Raw genomic sequence first — 16,547 nt, forward strand, 5'->3', positions numbered from 1 at the left:
TAGATGCCGCGAATAGCCATATTCCTGATGCTCGCGCTGTTTGCCTTTGTACCGCTGTCGATGTCTTCGTCAGGTGAGGCGATGTTTCAGCGGGTGAATGACTGTCCGTCCAACGCGGTTCGCTTTCGCGGCCGAAACGGGGCGCTAACATGCCACTGCACCGCACGCAGGTCTGACGATGGCTCGGTCTGGGGAACGAGTGTCTATTCGGAAAACAGTCGGATCTGCCGGGCCGCGGTGCATGACGGTCGCATTTCAGAGCGCGGCGGCAATGTCCGGATTGTCTTTCTTGGCGCGCGCGCCAGCTATCAGGGATCTCGGCGCAATGGCGTACGGTCTCGCGGTGCAGGCCGGGCCGCGTCCAGTTTCCGATTTGCGGGCGGCAATTTTGGCGGCCAGCCGGATTATGGCGATCCCGACTTTGGCAATCGCCGCGACTGCCCTTCCGATGCCACCCAGTATCGCGGCGGTGGCCAGCGGTCCTGCTTTTGCGATTCCGGCTCGACGCGCAACGGCCGCATCTGGGGCACACGGGTCTATGCGCAGGAATCCCGCATCTGCCGGGCCGCGCTTCATGCCGGCGTGATCGGCGATCGTGGTGGCATGGTGAGCTTCGATCTGCGCGCCGGGCAATTCTCCTATGAAGGATCGCGGCGCAATGGCGTGCGCTCTCGCGACTATGGCCGCTCGGCCCGATCCATCGATTTTCGCGCTGGTGGCAGTGATTATATTCCGCCCAACAGCCCCTATCCGCCGCTCCGGCCCGCTCCGGGTGGCGAAGTCCGTAACTGTGCGGGCAATGGCCTGTCCCTGCGAGCGTCGCCTGGTGGCGTAACCTGCCGCTGCACCCGCACTGGCGTCAGCGGCGGCCAGGTCTTCGGCACCGATGTGTATAGCGAGCGGTCGGCGATCTGCCGGGCCGCGCTGCATGCCGGCGTCGTCGGTCGTAACGGGGGTGTAGTCTCGGTCGTTTCAGCCAGTGGTCGGGACCAGTATCGCGGTTCCCAGCGCAATGGTGTGTCGACTCAGCAGGCTGGGCCGGCCCAATATAGCTTCCGCTTCAGGCGCTAGAATTGCCGTCAAAAAATGGCGCGGCGATCTCGTCTGTCACGCGCTTTGGCCGGCCGGTTTCCCGATCGATCATCGCCCATGTCGTCTTGGCGCGGATTCGCGGTTTTCCGTCGGCACCGGCAAATTCCATATAGCGGTTGAAGCGCGCGCCCTTGGGCCCTTCCTCGATCCAGGTCGTGCCGGTCACCACATCGCCTTCGAGTGCCGGACGCAGATAATCGATCTCATGCCGGATCACGACCCAGATATAGGCGTCGATATGCGCTGGATCGGCGACCGCATTCCAATGCGCAACGGCCAGCTCCTGGATCCATTGGACCCAGACCGCATTATTCACATGGCCCAGCTCGTCGATATGCTCGGCGCGGGCGGTGACTTGGTGAGAGAAAGACATTTTCGTCCCCAGTAGATTCAATCCCATTCACCCTTAGCCATCCCCCTTGATGGGGAAGGGTTGGGTGGGGGTGACATCACCGCTGGCGCCAGCGCGTTCCGATGGATCACCCCACCCCCAACCCCTCCCCATCAAGGGGAGGGGAGAAGTGTTGCTCTGCAATCCGTCACCCTGAACCCTTCGACCGGCTCAGCCCAAACGGCCTTGCCTATTCTTCCACCCCAAGCTGCGTCAGCATGAAGGCTTGCGCCTCGGCTTCATCGCGCAGCGACTGGAAGCGGCCCGACTGGCCCTGATGCCCGGCACCCATATTGGTGCGCAGCACGGTGAGATTATCGTCGGTGCGCAGATGGCGCAGCCGGGCGGTCCATTTAGCGGGCTCCCAATAGGTGACGCGCGGATCGTTGAGCCCGGCGGTGACCATGATCGGCGGATAATCCTGGGCGCTCACATTGTCATAGGGTGAGTAGCTCTGGATTAGCCGGAAATCGTCGGCCGATGTGATCGGGTTGCCCCATTCGGGCCATTCACCCGGGGTCAGCGGCAGTGAGGTATCGAGCATCGTGTTGAGCACGTCGACAAAGGGCACTTCGGCCACCACCGCGCCCCAGACATCCGGATCGGTGTTGAGGACAACGCCCATCAGCTCGCCGCCCGCAGAACCGCCCGAGGCCGCGATACGACCAGCGCTGGTATAGCCGCGATCGATCAGGCCGCGTGCGACATCGACAAAATCGTTGAACGTATTGGTGCGGCGATCAAGCTTGCCGTCGAGATACCATTGATATCCGAGATCATCGCCGCCCCGGACATGGGCGATGGCAAAGATGAAGCCGCGATTGGTGAGGCTCAATTGCCGGGTCGAGAAGACCGGCGGCACGGCATAGCCATAGGCGCCATAGGCATAGAGATGGACCGGCGTATCCGGGCCGATCTCGGTATCGCCATGATAGACAAGGCTGACAGGGACCATCACTCCGTCGCGCGCTTCGATCTCAAGCCGCTCGGTCCGATACTGGCTGGCATCATAGCCGGACGGAACCTGCTGGACCTTGAGCGTGGTGAGCTCGCCGCTCGTAACGTCATAACCAAAATCGGTATCGGGTGTGATCATCGATTCATAATCAATCCGGATCGTGGTCGTATCGAACTCGGCAACCGGCCCCAATCCCGCATCATAGCTGGCTTCGGGGAATTCTACCGCGGTCGGCGGCGCAAAGCTGTAATTCCAGATCTGCACCTGATCGAGCCCGCGATCACGGCCTTCGATCACAAAAAAATCGGCAAAGGTGGTGAGGCCGGTAATGTAGAACTCATCGGACCCGGCGATTGCCGTACGCCAATTGCCGGGATCGCCCAGCGGGGCGGTCATGACGCTGAAATTCACATGATCCTGATTGGTGAGGACATAGAGCGTCCCGTCGCGCTCCTCGACGCCATATTGGCGGTCCGTGACGCGTGGCGAGACGAGAACGGGTTCTGCTGACAGATCGGCAAGCGGCACAAGGCGGACTTCATTGGTCACATTGTCGCCGGCACTGATCGTCAGGAAACGGCGGGACTGGGTCTGGTCGATGCCGATTTCCATGCCCTCTTCGGCTTCGCGGTAGAGCTCGACATCTGTGTCTGTTTCGCTGCCGAGGCGATGCAGCATTGCAACCTTGCTGCGCCAATTTTCGTCGACCGGCGTGTAGACGAGCGCCGATGAATCAGCAGACCAGATGGCCCGGCCGAGAATGCCGGGAACGGCATCTGGCAAATCTTCGCCAGTGCTCAGATCGCGAATCCTCAGCGTATAGCGTTCCGCGCCATCGGTATCGGTGGAGTAAGCGAGCAACTGGGCATCGGGGCTGATCGCGATGGTGCCAAGACTGAACTGCTCATGGCCTTCGGCAAGCGCATTTTCGTCCAGCAGCAGTTCGTCTGCACCGCCAGCGACCGGTCGGCGATACCAGAGGCGATATTCCTGGCCTTCATTATAGGCATACCAATATTCGAACGCGCCATCGCGGATCGGCACGCTGGAATCATTTTCCGGCAAGCGGCCGCGCATCTCATTGTAGAGCGTCTCGATCAGCGCCTCATGGGGCGCCATAACCGCTTCAAAATAAGTGTTTTCTGCGCGTACATAGTCGAGGACATCCTCGTCATCGATTTCCGGATAGCTCTGGTCTTTCAGCCAATGATAGGGATCTTCGACCGTGATGCCGTGCATGGTGAAGCTGTGCGGGCGGCGTTCGGCAACCGGTGGTTCGGGCAGGGTGGTGGCGGCGGTTTCTGGCACGGACGAACTTTCTTCTTGGGCAAAGGCAGGCGTTGAAAAGGCGAGCAGGCTGACGGCAGCGATCAGGGAGCGGGATGACATGGGCGTATGACCTTTCGGGCGCTAGCGCGCTGGGGCGCAGGTGACTATGTAGGCAGCTAGTAACGATCAAAAAGGCCAAATGCCATGTCCAGCTATGAAGACCGTCTCAAGGCCCTGCGCGAAGAGCTAGCCAGTCGCAAACTGTCCGGCTTTGTCGTGCCGCTCACCGATGAGCATATGAGCGAATATGTCGGCGCCTATGCGCAGCGTCTCGCCTGGCTCACCGGTTTCCAGGGCTCCGCCGGTTCGGCTGTTGTGATGCCGGAAGAGGCCGCGATCTTCACCGATGGCCGCTACACGATCCAGGTCCGCGAACAGGTGGATGGCGATCATTGGGACTATGTTGGCGTGCCGGGTACGAGCATTGCCGAATGGCTCGCCGCGCATGCCGATAATGGCGCGCGGATCGGCTATGATCCCTGGCTCCACACCCGCCAATGGGTGAAGTCAGCGGAAAAGGCGCTCGCGGAAAAAGGCGCAGAGCTGGTCGCGGTCGATACCAATCCGATTGATGCCGTATGGCCGGACAAGCCTTTGCCATCCGAAGCCAAGCTGATCGTCCATGAAGATAGCTATGCCGGCAAGTCATCGGCCGAAAAACGCCAGGAAATGTCAGATTCCATGGCCGAGAAGGGTGTTGATGCAGCGGTGTTGGCGGCGCTCGATTCGATTGCCTGGACGCTGAATGTGCGCGGTGCGGATGTCGATCATACGCCGGTCGCGCTCGCCTATGCCGTCGTTCACAAGGATGCGACCGCGGATCTCTATGTCGAACCCGACAAGATGAGCGAGGATGTGTTGCGCCATCTTGGCAATGGCGTGCGCGTCCATGATCGCAGCGCCTTCAAGGGTTCGCTAGCGAGCTTCAAGGGCAAGAAGGTGATCGCCGATCCTGAGCGCGCGGTGTCGGCAATCTTCCAGGCGCTGGATGATGGCGGCGCAACGATCATGGCCGAGACCGAGCCGGCTGTGCTTCCCAAGGCGATCAAGAATGCCGTTGAGCTGCAAGGCTCCCGGGATTCCCATGAACGCGATGGCGCGGCATTGGTCCGCTTCCTCCACTGGCTGTCGCTGGAGGCGCCCAAGGGCGGTGTTACCGAAATGTCTGCGGCCAAGCGGCTGCAACAGTTTCGCGAGGAAAATCCGCTGCTCCGTGATCTCTCCTTCGATGCGATTTCGGGGACGGGCCCGCATGCCGCGCTCCCGCATTACCGGGTGACCGAGGAATCGAGCCTGCCGCTGGAGATGGACCAGATCTACCTCGTCGATTCCGGTGGCCAATATCCGGATGGCACCACCGATGTGACCCGCACCGTGATCATCGGCACGCCGACTGACGAGATGCGCGATCGCTTCACCCGGGTGCTGAAGGGCCATATCGCGCTCGCCACCGCGCTCTTCCCGCTCGCGACCCGCGGCAGCCAGCTCGACAGCTTTGCGCGCATGCATCTGTGGCAGGCGGGCCTCGATTATATGCATGGCACCGGCCATGGCGTTGGCAGCTTCCTTGGCGTGCATGAAGGCCCGCAACGGATCAGCGCGGCCAACTATCCAGGCAGCGGCTGGGACGAGCCGCTCCATGCCGGGATGATCCTCTCCAATGAACCCGGCTATTACAAGGCTGGCGAATATGGCATCCGCATCGAAAATCTCGTGGCGGTCGAAGAGCGCGAAATCGAGGGCGGCGAAGCCACCATGCTCGGCTTTGAAACGCTCACCTTCGCGCCGATCGATCACAAGCTGATCGACACCAACCTTCTGAGCCCCGCCGAACGCGATTGGGTGGATGGCTATCATGCCGATGTGATTGCCAAGATCGGGCCGCATCTCGATGATGCCACCGCCGCCTGGCTCGGTGAGGTGTGCGCGCCGCTCGACTGATGACGCGCTGGGAGCTCAACCGCTTGATGATCTGGCCCACGCTGATCCTGTCAAAGCTGTTGCTGCTCGCGATCCTGTTCGCGCTGATTATCGCCTAAGGTTCAGTCTTTCTTGGTTTTTTCGGGCTGGTCCATTTTGCGCGCCTGGCCCTTGCGACGACGCAGGTTCCTGCGCAGCTCTTCGGCCAGCCTTTTTGCCCGTTCATCCTTGTCTGCCATGCGCGCCACGCTGCCCAAGCGCGCGCGAAAAGCCAAGCCTTTTGCTTGACATTTAGCCCTTTCTACCGGCATAGGCTCGCCCGCATTCCGGCAAATGGCACGCTGCTGTAGCTCAGTGGTAGAGCGCACCCTTGGTAAGGGTGAGGTCGAGAGTTCAATTCTCTCTAGCAGCACCATTTTTCCATCGATTTTGAGATTTACCTCCGCTCTCCAATGAGAAACAGCGGAGCAGAGTTTGCACGGTCCCAGCAATCATATCGGCGGCCCGAGCGCGGTGTGCGGGATTGTTGAGCTCCGCCGGTCCGAGATCGCTTTGACTTTCCACGCAATCCTCCGCAAAACTTGGCCATGAGCTGGCAATCCGAAGTTGATGAAATCAAGAAGCGTCGCGCCGCGGCGCTCGAGCAAGGCGGCGAAGAGACGGTTGCGCGCCAGCATGAAAAGGGGCGCCTGACGATCAGAGAGCGTATCGACGCGCTGATTGATCCCGATAGTTTCGATGAAATTGGCAAGATGGCGGGCGGCGCTGAATATGGGTCAAATGGAGAGCTAATAGACTTCACTCCGGCCAATTTTGTCCTTGGCTTTGCCACGATCGACGGGCGACGCGTGCTCGTCGGCGGCGAGGATTTTACGATCAAGGGCGGTTCGCCATCCCAGGCCGGATTGCGCAAGTCGGTCTATACCGAAGATCTCGCGCTCCAGAGCAAAGTGCCCCTCATCCGCTTGCATGAAGGCGCTGGCGGCAGTGTCGGCGGATCGGGTGGGCCCAGTGTGCCAGGCCCCGTATTTGCGCCGTCGCGATTCAAATCCGTGGCCGAAACCCTTACCACCATTCCTGTCGCCTCCGCCGGCCTTGGTGCGGTGGCTGGATTGCCGGCCGCAAGACTGGTGTCGTCTCATTTTTCGGTCATGTCGAAATCGACGGCACAGATATTGGTCGCCGGACCGGCTGTCGTCGAACGCGCAATGGGGGAGAAGCTTACCAAGGACGAACTTGGCGGCGCCCAAGTCCATACGCGCAATGGAACGGTCGATAATGGCGCCGAGGATGAGCGGGCCGCTCTTTCGCAAATTCGGCATTTCCTGTCCTATATGCCCAACAATGTCTGGGACCTGGCACCGGTTAAGCCCAACGACGATCCTGTCGATCGGATGGAAGAGGATCTCCTCCATATCGTTCCGCGCGAACGCCGCCGTGCCTTCGATATGCGGAAACTTCTCTCCTTGGTGCTTGATCGGGAGAGCTTTTTTGAAATGGGGCCGGGCTATGGCCGGGGCCAGATTACAGGATTGGCGCGGCTGAACGGCCAGCCGGTTGGGATTTGGGCCAATGATGGACGCCATCTGGCCGGTTCGATGACCGCTGATGGCGCAAGAAAGGCCGAACGGTTCATCAAATTGTGCGAAACATTTTCCCTTCCCATCGTCGCTTTTGTGGATGAGCCCGGATTCATGATCGGTTCGAAGGCCGAGAAAGAGGCAACGATCCGGGCCGGCGCGCGGACCGTTTTGACAGCCGCGATGACCAGCGTTCCATGGGCTTCGGTCATGGTTCGAAGAAGCTTTGGGGTCGCACAGGCCGCCCATTACGGACCCGAATCCTATGTCCTGGCCTGGCCATCGGCAGAAAGTGGGCCGCTCCCGGTGGAGGGCGGCGTCGCAGTTGCCTTTCATCGCGAGATTGCTGCAGCGGAAGATCCCGATGCCAAACGCAAGGAACTTGAAGACATGTTGGCCGCGCGCCAATCGCCATTCCCGCGTGGCGAAGCGCTTTCGGTCCATGAACTCATCGATCCGCGTGAAACCCGCCCCATGCTGTGTCGGTGGATAGATCGCGTGCAGCCGCTGCTGCCGGATTTACTCGGCCCCAGCGCAATTCCGTATAGCCCCTAAGAGCCGATAGGACTGATCATGGCATCACATGGTATTGAACTTGAAACGAGTGGCAGTGTTTGGAAGACGCTCGTCAAAGTCGGCGACCAAGTGTCCGAAGGCCAGGAGCTGTTCATTCTGGAAGTCATGAAAATGGAAGTACCCTATACCGCTCCCGCTTCGGGGACCGTGGCCGAGCTTGGCGTGTCCGAGGGCGATGTTGTCGAAGAAGGCCAACGTGCGGCGGTTATCGAAGCGGAGTAGGTTTCATCAAACCATGGTTGCATTCGGAGCAGCGACGCGGGGATAGGTACGGTCTATTAAGATGGTTTGAATGACTGATTCTGGCCGAAAGCGGACATTTGAAGACGCACTAATAAATAACGGCGAGCTCTTTTCGCACCTTATTCGAGTCCGATGCTAGCATATATGCCTAAGCTGCAGTCAGAATCATTTACCACAATAGAAGCCACCATAACTCCATCAGATTCGTACACGTCAAACTGAGAATAAGTTTGATCGAACTCACTCTCTTCAATCGTCAAGTGTCCATTGCTGCCGGTAATCTCTCTATAATATTGTTCAGCAGCCACTCGAGGTGAGCTACATCTATCTCTGACGAGTTCGTCATTTTCCTCGCAGCCAGTCAGTGCTGCGAACAGCACCATACTGGGGACGAGAGCTCTAATTGCCTTGGTTCCTATCAAAAGCTGTTCCTCTCTTTCTCTGCAGCCGCCTCAGCACAAGCTTGAAAAGAAACGCAATATTCATACCCGTTGAAGCTCTGAGCAAAGTCGAGATTTTTTGGCGATCACCAATGGGCGGCAGCTCCATCATGGGATAGCTCTTCCGATCCGGCTGGTCTGCTCGAAGAAATGCGACAACTGGATTGGCAGCAAATGGTGGTAGAGCCAGCTTCTCATGCCAAGTGACATCAAAATCTGGAAGCTGGCTGAGATGCGCGATCAACTCCTCCCAATGTTCAACCTCTTCGGTGAAACAGACAGCCGGACCATCCAGATCAACATCACAAATTTTCAGGTCCCATGTCAGCATGTCATATTTGGAAAAAGTGACGCGGACTTTCTGAGGCAACGGCAGATGATCGACCGAAACATGATCTGTTGATGTCATCGACGCAAACTAGGTCGTCGACACCTAAATATCCATCCACAGAACAGCGAAATCGCAATCCGCGGGACGCTGCGGGGCTTCGAGAATGTCCGCAATGGGTGGTTAGCGGACATTAGGAATCAGGCGCAGCCGCGCTTCTCTTGAATAGAACAATCTCAATGAAGGCAGCTGACGCTGATGCAATCGCGGGCCACAACCAGGCAGCCGACCAGTTTACGGACGGGATGATGTTACCCATGTAAAATTCGAAGCCGTAAACACTTGCAAGCGTAAGCGTGGGCGCAATTATTAGACCAATCAGAACCTTTGGCCACACTATCCGCCGTAGCACCAGCATAGTAGTAGAAGCCGAGAAAATGGCAACGGGCGTGACAGTTAGAAAAACAAAGAAGGACCATATCGGCAAGTCGAATGAGGGACCAAAGCCGGTACTAACCAACAGATAAACCGTGGCAACAGTAGTGCAAAATAGTGCGGCAATTCCGGCATGCAGAAAAATTGACCGCATGTTTTGTGGAATCTCTAACATGGGTTGAAGCTAGTGCGCTCGGGAAGTGTCCGCAATGGGTGGAAAGCGGACGTTGATCTTACTGTCGTTTTGGGCGCTGTTTCCAGCTTCCATCAGGCAGCCGCACATTCTCATTTTCTGAAGCATCGAGGGAAAACACCGCCCCAACTTCCGGCCCGAGCACCTCGACCAAATCCTTTGTGAACCAGAAATCCTCATCAAGTGTCTCGATGAAGACATTGATGGCAAAATCTTCATCTTGTGCGCCGATCACATCGACCCCGGTTACTGATGGTGTCGTCCAACCATAGATATGACCTTCGAGACCGGCCAATCCGCGTCGGTCTGTCTCTTCTGATTTCTTGATCTTCGCACGGTCCATGAACTTATACCAAATACCAAAACTCAAACGTCCGCAATGGGTGGTTAGCGGACATTCCGCCTTTGGTCTGCGCATTCGTTGACTTGGTAAGGCGCGTTGCCCGATACTTCTTCCATGAAAGAAGACAAACCGAAGAAAGTCCTGTTCGAGCGCGCTCTTGTCTGGTGCTACGTTCCAAAATCGCCAAAGGGCTGCTCGTCCTGAATTTGCTTATTATCCCTTTTTCTATTTTGCTTGTGGCGGTTATCGTAGTCGAACGGGCACTCACCGACTACGATTTTGGGATTGCGTCCTGGACTGTAGTTATCCTTGGCGGGATTGTGGTCCAGCGATTTATGATACGTCACAGCTGAGTATGACATGCGAATAATCCCGCATTCGATGAGTAGCAGACGCGTTGGAGCTTGGAGGCACGGTCATCAGGATAGTTGATACTTTCACCAAGCAGTTCGAACCTCATGGTGATGGGTACATTTACTATCCGTCGCGTAGAGAAGGTGGAAAGTTCGTCACCGAGAAAGAACACCAAGATTTGCTAGCCGAATGGAAGCGCACCGCCACGGGCCGTGGTTTCTGGATTAGCATGCTGCTGATCATCGGCTTGGTAGCGATTTGGAGTGTGTTTCGACTGACTTTTGTAGTTCCTGAATGGGCATCCGCCACCGTGACCATTGGAATTGCGGTTCTGATCCTTGTTCGAGTTGGTTGGGCATCTCTTGCCCCGAGAAGGCTGGTCAAAGGGCGCCCTGATATTACTCCCCGGCGAACTTTGGGAGAGGCCCAATCTCAAGCAGCTCGTCTGATGCCGTGGTCAATGGTTATTGGCGTCATTGTCGGGAGTGGCGTGATCATTGGAATCTTGCTTTCGTCAATCACAGGAACGTGGGAATGGTGGGCTTGGACGATTGGAAGCGGAGGTGTTTTGATCAGCTACGTGTGGATTGCAGTTCGGAAGTATCAATCTCGTAGCTAAGACTGCTCGCTATGCGTAGAACGCAGACGATTGGCTGGGCACTAGTGTTCGTTCCTACTAACGTACGGGTGGCTTGCGAATGCGCCAGTTAAGAACCAACCGAACCACGCGGACCAATAAAGCCACAAGTGCCAGGTACTGATTGAGACTGGCAACCCCCAAACATGAAACCCGCACCACATTAATCCAGCAAGAGCAGCAAACTGAAATCCGGGATGGTAGTCAGCACCGGCCCCAGAGCCCGCAAACCACCATCTTAGAGTGCGCCTGTCAGCCGACGGTGCAAACATCGAAAATGCGAAGTTTAAGAAGAATATCGTCAACAGCAATGTGACAAACGGTGTCATCATTTGCAGGACTGGGATTGCGTCAGTGAAACAATCGTCAAGTTCGCCTGTAAAAACTCGGCCTTCACAACGATGGTTTCGGTGCGCGACTCCTCCGACGATAAATGCAACTGGGTAGGCAAACCAGAGGAATATCCCGATTACAGCAGCGGTGAATCTTGCACGCTCGGCCATAACTCACTCTAACCGTTTTCTACCTATTAGCGACATGTCCGCAATGGGCGCAAAGTGGCCATCGGGGTGCGCACGGTTCACCCTGTTGCTGCGTCGAAGGGGATTATCACCGTCCTGCTCCGTGGCATATATCGATTGGCTAGCCGCGCCATTTTTTGAGCCGCAGGCAAGATGGCCTCAGCCCTGGCCCACCATTCTCAGGTGAAAACCATGCGCGCCAAATTGGGCGTCGAGGGCAAGAAGGCGTTTGTGATAATGGCTGACATTCAGCTCGTCCGTCATGCCCACACCGCCATGCGTCTGGATAGCCGCCTCGCCAATGGCTTGGCCCAGCTTACCGGTCTGCCCTTTCAGGATGGCGATGTCGCGCGAAGACGCCGCACCGGATTCAACGAGAGCGGTCGTATAGATCAGCGTTGATCGCGCCTTGGTGTAGGCGATTTTCATATCTGCCAGCCGGTGGGCGACAGCCTGAAAGGACCCGATCGGAACCCCAAATTGCTTGCGGGTCATGGCATATTCGCCGGTCGTCGAGAGCAGGGCGCTCATCGCGCCCACTGCCTCGGCACAGTGGACGATGATGGCATGGTTCAGTATGCGCTCAATCAGTTCGCGATCATCCGTTATTTCCAGCGCCGGAACCGCTTCAAACATGATATTTGCGGCGCTGCGCCCATCAATGGTGGTGAAGCTGCGCGCCGCAAACCCATCACTGCCTTGCTCGACCACAAACAGCGCCGGCTCGCCAGTTTCGCCTTTCCGCGCGACCACGACCAGGATATCCGCTTCGGCCCCTGCCATGACGGTGCGTTTTTCGCCTGTGAGGGTGAAGCTGCCGTCAGCGGGTGTGGCCACCATGCGTGTCTGGTCGAGCGCGGGCGTGCCACGGCCTTCCTCGAATGCAAAACCCGCAATGGCCTCGCCCGATTGCACCTTCTCCAGCCATTGCTGCGCACTCTCATTGGCGCTTACCGCCAGTGCCGTGCCACCGAGCAATATGGAGGCGACATAGGGCTCGACTACCAGGTGCTTGCCGAACAGTTCGGCAAAGGCGACGCAATCGGAGATCGATCCACCCAGTCCGCCTTGGTCTTCGCTGAACGGCAGCGCCAACAGGCCGAACTCGGCAAATTGTTGCCACGCCTCGGCAGACCATGGCGCGTCTGAGCGCACCAGTTCCTGGCGCGTATCGAAATCATAGCTCTTTTCCAGAAACTTGCCGACGCTGTCGCGCAGCATCTGCTGTTCGTCTGTGAAGCTGAAATCCATTGCCTCAGCTCCCCACAGCCGTGCGGGCGATCAGATCGCGCTGCACTTCGTTCGAGCCGGCATATATCGTGGTTGCACGGCTGTTCAGGTAGAGCGGCATGCTGATCAGGTCGAACTCGCTACCCAGCGGTTCGACATTCGATCCCACCCTGAGCGCTTCGAGTTGTCGCGCCAGGCCGTCAACGCCGGAGACCTGCATCATCACGGTTGATGCGCGCTGTACCAGTTCGGAATTCATCGTCTTGTTCATGGATGGGAAGGCTGGATCGCGGGCGATCTCATGACCGCTGATGGCCAGTTTCTCGAAATGCCCGAGCGTGGCGATATCCGCTTCGAGCTCGCCCATTTCCTGCTGGAATACGGGATCATCGGCCAGCATCCCGCCAAAGGGCGACCGGGTTTCAGCCGCTGCTTCGCGGGCGCGTTGGCAATATCGGGTGAGCGTCGGACTGGCAGCATTACCGCCGCCGCGCTCATGCTTCAAAAGATGCTTGGCAACGCTCCATCCGTCATTTTCCTCGCCGACCCTGCCTGATTGCGGCACGCGCACATTGTCGAAAAACACTTCGCATTGTTCGGGGAAGCCATCGAGGCCGACAATCGGGCGCACATCCATGCCGGGATAGTCCATCCGGTCGAGCAGCAGGAAGGTGATGCCCTGCTGCTTCTTGCCCTCTTTGCTGGTGCGCACCAGCATGAACATGCGGTTGGCGTGATGGGCATAGGTGGTCCAGATCTTCGAACCGTTGATGACATAATCATCGCCATCTGGTTCTGCGCGGCAGCTCAGTGACGCCAAGTCAGAACCGGAGCCCGGCTCTGAATAGCCCTGCGCCCAGAAATCATTGCCATTCAGGATGTCGGGCAGGTACCTGTCCTTCTGCGCTTGCGTCCCGATATCGATCAGCAGCGGCCCGACCATGCCAAGGCTCTGTGGCAGCAACGGCGGCAGATCGGCCTTGCGATATTCCTCGGCGAAGATGAAGCGTTGCTCGACGCTCCATCCTGTCCCGCCATGTTCAGCCGGCCAGTGCGGCGCGATCCACCCCTTTTCGAACAGGATGCGGTGCCATTCCATACATTCTTTGAACGGCGCAAAAACGCTGGTCGTCTTGCGTCCCGCCTCGCGAATGGCGGGCGTCGGCGCGCTCGCAAAGAAATCAGCCACCTCGGCCCGGAAGGCCTCCAGCTCTGGAGCAAAATCAATGTTCACGCCGCCGCCACTCCTTTTGTAAATCGCAGGATAGAAGATAGTAGCATGAGTTGTCGCAGATGGTCCGCTTTTTTGCCGACAGCGGATACATGGTCCTAGGCACGCAAAAACCGATAGACCGGTTCAGGACGAGTCAGGCTGACAGCGCTTTGGCGACCATCACCGGTCAGCGACTGTGCGCGTCTTCGCTATCTTGCACCTCTGATTGATCGCTCCCGAACACTTTCTGATCCGGCAGGAATGGCGCGATATAGAGCCCGGCCATCGTCATCGGATAGTTGGGCGCGGTGCCGATGCCGATATTGTCGTGCGGGCGCTCTCCCTTAACCTTGTGAAAGGTTCCGAAGAGAAGGTCGAAGACAATGAACTCGCCGCCATAGTTGGAATCGCCGACGCCCTTGTCGGGGTAATGATGGTAGCGATGATTGTCGCCGATTGAGAAGATATACTCCCAAAAGCCCAGTTTCAGATCGAGATTGGCATGCTGGAAAATGCCAATGGTAAGCTGCATCAAAATAGCAACCAGGATGATCTCCGCCGGCGGCTGGAGCAGGGCATAGGGCACTGCAAACAACACGGCTTGCCCGACCACTTCTACCGGATGGCTGCGGATACCGTTGAGCCAGTAGAGCCGTTTGACCGAATGGTGCGCGGCATGGAAGCGCCACAGAAAGGGCACCTCATGCAAGGCGCGGTGCAACCAGTAACGGAAAAAATCCTTGATCAGGATGAACAGAAACACCTGAATGACCCCGGGGAGATGTGTGGGCCATAAGCCATGGCCATAAGCTTCCATCGCCTCGACCAGCCCGACGAGAAACAGGGCGGAAATCAGATATCGCGCGAAGCCATTCCAGAAAGCACCGGACACGAACATCATGAGGTCAACCGTCGTGTCGTTGCCGCCCTCCAGCCAGTTCCGGCTATAGGGCATCAGTCTTTCGAGCGGCGCGACGAACAAACCGATGACGACCGGGATCAGTGCGAGCGTCGCAATAGATTGCAGCGATGCACCGGCTGCGGCCACGGCAAATCCGATATACAGGCCCGCAAGGATCGTCGCCGGGAACAATATATGCTGAAGGATGCGCTTCAACAGCGTTCCTTCCAATTTGTAAGATAATCCGTCCAGGTGCCTGAGCGCCCAGTTCATCGGGCGCACCAGAATATAGGAGCCGAGCACCTCGATCAGGTTGAGGGGCACACCGATCCATTTCTCCAGCGCCCAGCCTATTCGGCTATGCGTGCGCAAGTTGCGGTTTTCATAGTGAACATGAAGCGTATCGCTTGTCGCATGCGATTGGGACAATGGCTTTGCTGTCACGATTCTGACCCTTAATTGGTTGGAATTAGGCAGATTTGAATAGATATTTGAATTAACTGAACGTGTTCATTAAATGAAAGGGCGGCAATCGTCAAGCATCCGCTGCGCGCACAGCGGATTATCCATGCGTCCCCAATGATTGCAGCAATGCGGCTCCGCTACGCTGGTTGCCGCAACTGCGCACGCCGTGTGAAGGTGAGCGCGTAAATCGCGGCGTAGATGCCGATCACGACCAATCCAATCCACTCAATCTTCAACGGGGTGAACTGGTAGAGCAGGATCAGGCCGTACAGCAGCGCCCAATGGGCGGCCGTGTAGATCCGAGTGCCAAAACGGGTGACGGTGAGACCGAGATTTTCGGAATAGAGCCGCGTCAGCGAGTCGAGAGAATTGATCACGAAGATCACGCCGACCGCGACCATGCACAATTGTAAGACCCCGGAGAGCATCATGCCGCTGGTGTGAATATAGAATAGGATCGCAAACCAGATCGCGATCGGGATGGAGCGTATGACGAGGAGCGCTAACAGCAGCTGCCAAGTCGCGATCCCGCCGACAAAACGCGCGACAAATTGCCCGATCATGATGCTCCAGGCAAACCACCAGAACAGGTAAAAAGCATGATGATCAGTGATCGGCGTGGCGAAGCGATGGATAGTGGGGAAATAGCCGCCAATGTTCGCCGCGCTCTCGGCCAGTCCGGCAATGCCCGCGCCGCTGGCCACCCACAGCAGCAGCACAAGCCCGAAAAACAGTGCGCAGGAGCCAAGGCTCAGCCATTTGATATAGCGGATATCGGTGCTCGACAGGACCGCCAGGAGCACGACCAACGCGACCAGACCGTAGCGAAGGCTATCAGAGATGCCCTCTACTTAGGTCGGCAGATAGGTCAGGAACAAAAAGCCGGTAAAGGCGCAGGTGGCGATAATCACGGCGTTATTCGCAAGCTTGATCCAGCCAATCTCGAACAGCTGCAGTTTCGGTTCGACGACGCAGAAATAGAAAGTCGTGAGGAAATAAAAGGCCCAGACCAGAAACCCCCAAAAACCGAACTCGATCGCCAGCGCATTGGTGAAGCCATAGGCTGGCTCGCTCTCATAAATGGGAAACTCGGTAAGCGGGAACATGATCAGCCCGACATCGAGGCCGGAGGTAAACAGGATCGCCATGAAGGTGGCGAGGGGCAGCGGATCAGGGCCGGTCAGTTTGACGTTTGAGTAGCGGATCAGGATTAGCGCAGACGTGGCCAGCGTGATCCCGATGGCAATCGACAATATTAGGTTCACCGCAATTGCCCCGCTCATCGTCTCCCGGTTGACTGTCGTAGATGACAATGGCGGTGACGCAAGGGCGTGCTAGAGTTCAGCCCGATGATCACTGTATGACTTGCCCTCCCCCTTGATGGGGGAGGGTTGGGTG

At 57.5% G+C, this 16,547-nt stretch carries 14 protein-coding genes and 1 tRNA gene; 6 read left to right on the forward strand and 9 right to left on the reverse strand.

Annotated features, from left to right (window positions below; translation table 11 throughout):
- Window positions 1–3: 3 nt before the first annotated feature.
- Window positions 4–1,071: an LCCL domain-containing protein gene (locus HFP51_RS12855; RefSeq protein WP_176876118.1), complete on the forward strand. Its 1,068-nt coding sequence runs from the start codon at window positions 4–6 to the stop codon at window positions 1,069–1,071.
- On the opposite strand, the gene HFP51_RS12860 is transcribed toward HFP51_RS12855, so the two are convergent.
- Together HFP51_RS12860 and HFP51_RS12865 are read right to left on the reverse strand one after the other, a co-directional pair.
- Complete coding sequence (locus HFP51_RS12860) at window positions 1,061–1,465, reverse strand: thioesterase family protein (RefSeq protein ID WP_176876119.1); 405 nt, start codon at window positions 1,463–1,465, stop codon at window positions 1,061–1,063. The genes HFP51_RS12855 and HFP51_RS12860 overlap by 11 nt on opposite strands.
- Before the next feature lie 208 nt (window positions 1,466–1,673).
- Entirely contained in the window at window positions 1,674–3,830 is a 2,157-nt protein-coding gene (locus HFP51_RS12865; protein WP_176876120.1) for a S9 family peptidase, read from the reverse strand.
- Between the two features lie 84 nt (window positions 3,831–3,914).
- Between HFP51_RS12865 and HFP51_RS12870 the strand changes: the two genes are divergently transcribed.
- The 4 genes from HFP51_RS12870 (at window position 3,915) to HFP51_RS12885 (ending at window position 8,068) form a co-directional block, all read left to right on the forward strand.
- A complete protein-coding gene (locus HFP51_RS12870) occupies window positions 3,915–5,711 on the forward strand; it encodes an aminopeptidase P family protein (protein WP_176876121.1) in 1,797 nt (598 codons plus the stop codon).
- Between the two features lie 319 nt (window positions 5,712–6,030).
- Window positions 6,031–6,105 (forward strand) — tRNA-Thr (locus tag HFP51_RS12875).
- A 172-nt stretch (window positions 6,106–6,277) separates the two neighbouring features.
- On the forward strand, window positions 6,278–7,825 hold the full coding sequence (locus HFP51_RS12880; protein WP_176876122.1) for an acyl-CoA carboxylase subunit beta: 1,548 nt from the start codon (window positions 6,278–6,280) through the stop codon (window positions 7,823–7,825).
- Window positions 7,826–7,843: 18 nt separating this feature from the next.
- Window positions 7,844–8,068, forward strand: a complete 225-nt coding sequence (locus HFP51_RS12885) for an acetyl-CoA carboxylase biotin carboxyl carrier protein subunit (protein ID WP_176876123.1) — start codon at window positions 7,844–7,846, stop codon at window positions 8,066–8,068.
- Window positions 8,069–8,488: 420 nt separating this feature from the next.
- On the opposite strand, the gene HFP51_RS12890 is transcribed toward HFP51_RS12885, so the two are convergent.
- Together HFP51_RS12890 and HFP51_RS12895 are read right to left on the reverse strand one after the other, a co-directional pair.
- Window positions 8,489–8,938, reverse strand: coding sequence for a hypothetical protein (locus HFP51_RS12890; protein ID WP_176876124.1), 450 nt, complete (start codon window positions 8,936–8,938; stop codon window positions 8,489–8,491).
- Window positions 8,939–9,525: 587 nt separating this feature from the next.
- Window positions 9,526–9,855 carry a hypothetical protein gene (locus tag HFP51_RS12895; RefSeq protein WP_176876125.1) on the reverse strand — a complete coding sequence of 110 codons (330 nt, stop codon included), beginning with the start codon at window positions 9,853–9,855 and terminating at the stop codon, window positions 9,526–9,528.
- 370 nt (window positions 9,856–10,225) lie between these two features.
- Between HFP51_RS12895 and HFP51_RS12900 the strand changes: the two genes are divergently transcribed.
- On the forward strand, window positions 10,226–10,801 hold the full coding sequence (locus HFP51_RS12900) for a hypothetical protein (protein WP_176876126.1): 576 nt from the start codon (window positions 10,226–10,228) through the stop codon (window positions 10,799–10,801).
- Between the two features lie 698 nt (window positions 10,802–11,499).
- Here the strand turns inward: HFP51_RS12900 and HFP51_RS12905 are convergent.
- The 5 genes from HFP51_RS12905 to HFP51_RS14660 form a co-directional block, all read right to left on the reverse strand.
- Window positions 11,500–12,591, reverse strand: a complete 1,092-nt coding sequence (locus HFP51_RS12905) for an acyl-CoA dehydrogenase family protein (protein WP_176876127.1) — start codon at window positions 12,589–12,591, stop codon at window positions 11,500–11,502.
- 4 nt (window positions 12,592–12,595) lie between these two features.
- Window positions 12,596–13,804, reverse strand: a complete 1,209-nt coding sequence (locus tag HFP51_RS12910) for an acyl-CoA dehydrogenase family protein (protein WP_176876128.1) — start codon at window positions 13,802–13,804, stop codon at window positions 12,596–12,598.
- Between the two features lie 166 nt (window positions 13,805–13,970).
- Window positions 13,971–15,128 (reverse strand): sterol desaturase family protein, encoded by a 1,158-nt coding sequence (locus HFP51_RS12915; protein WP_176876129.1) that lies wholly within the window; start codon window positions 15,126–15,128, stop codon window positions 13,971–13,973.
- Between the two features lie 158 nt (window positions 15,129–15,286).
- On the reverse strand, window positions 15,287–15,952 hold the full coding sequence (locus HFP51_RS14655; RefSeq protein WP_218135303.1) for a hypothetical protein: 666 nt from the start codon (window positions 15,950–15,952) through the stop codon (window positions 15,287–15,289).
- A 48-nt stretch (window positions 15,953–16,000) separates the two neighbouring features.
- Entirely contained in the window at window positions 16,001–16,432 is a 432-nt protein-coding gene (locus HFP51_RS14660; protein WP_218135305.1) for a BCCT family transporter, read from the reverse strand.
- Window positions 16,433–16,547: the final 115 nt, after the last annotated feature.

It is taken from the genome of Parasphingopyxis sp. CP4 (assembly GCF_013378055.1).
Taxonomy (GTDB): Bacteria; Pseudomonadota; Alphaproteobacteria; order Sphingomonadales; family Sphingomonadaceae; genus Parasphingopyxis.